1 protein-coding gene is annotated in these 1,195 nt (G+C 79.0%); it reads right to left on the bottom strand.

Annotated features, from left to right (window positions below; genetic code table 11):
- Window positions 1-1,195, bottom strand: a 1,195-nt coding sequence (locus BST12_RS29010) for a hypothetical protein (RefSeq protein ID WP_211281402.1), incomplete at both ends; no start/stop codon positions are given.

Genomic DNA, 1,195 nt, shown 5'->3' with positions numbered 1-1,195 from the left:
TACCGGTCCCGCCGCCGTCACCGCCGGCTCCGGCCGCGCCGCCGACACCGCCGTCACCGCCTGTACCGCCCACACCAGTGGTGCTGTCGGCACCTGAACCGCCGCCACCACCGGTGCCGCCCTTACCGCCGACGCCACCGGCCCCGCCCGAACCGTTGGTGCCACCAAAGCCGGACTCGCCGCCGGCACCGCCGGCACCGCCGGCACCGCCAGCGAATCCTGTACCACCCGTGAGACCACTTCCGGCGGCCGCGTCCGCTCCTGCCCCGCCGGTCCCGCCGGCGCCGCCCTCACCGCCGGTGCCCCCCACACCCGCGTTGCCCGTTACGCCTACACCGCCGCCACTGCCGCCAGAGCCAGCCGCGCCGCCGGCGCCGCCCGCACCGGCGGCTCCACCAACGCCGCCGGCGCCGCCCGTCGCGCCAATCCCGCTGAGGTTGTCCGCACCAGACCCGCCAGCGCCGCCGACTCCACCTTTTCCGCCGATCCCGCCGGTGCCGCCAGTGCCGTTGGTGCCGCCCAAACCGGAACCGCCGCCGGCACCGCCGGCACCGCCCGCCCCGCCGGCGAATCCGCTACCGCCCGTCAGGCCGCTGCCGGCGGCGCTGTTAGTGCCGTCACCGCCGGCGCCACCGACGCCACCAGTGCCGCCCATACCGCCGATACCCGCGTTACCCGCCGCTCCGCCGGTGCCACCGGTTCCGATCGCGCCGCCCGCCCCCGCGCTGCCGCCGGCTCCGCCGACGCCGCCGACGCCACCCACGCCGCTGAGGTTGTCCGCCCCAGCACCGCCGACTCCGCCGGCGCCACCGGTGCCGCCAACTCCGCCGGTGCCGTTGACACCGCCGATGCTGTCGCCGCCGGCACCCCCGGCGCCGCCAGCCCCGCCGGCAAAGCCCGGCCCGCCGGTGGCGCCGGAAGTAACCGCGTCGGTGCCGCCGGCGCCGGCCCCGCCGGCTCCGCCATGTCCGCCGGTTCCACCGGTGCCCGCGCTCCCGGCCGCGCCGCCCGTGCCGCCGGACCCCGCCGCGCCTCCAGCTCCGGCGATACCACCCGCTCCACCGTCGCCTCCGGTGCCGCCAACACCGGTAAGGCTGTCGGCCCCGGCTCCGCCGATCCCACCTCTGCCGCCGGCGCCACCAGTGCCTCCGGATCCGTTAAGCCCACCGGCCACCGCGTTGCCGCCGGCCCCGCC

This window comes from Mycobacterium angelicum (genome assembly GCF_002086155.1).
Classification (GTDB): Bacteria; Actinomycetota; Actinomycetes; order Mycobacteriales; family Mycobacteriaceae; genus Mycobacterium; species Mycobacterium angelicum.
This window is presented reverse-complemented; position numbering and strand designations above follow the sequence as displayed.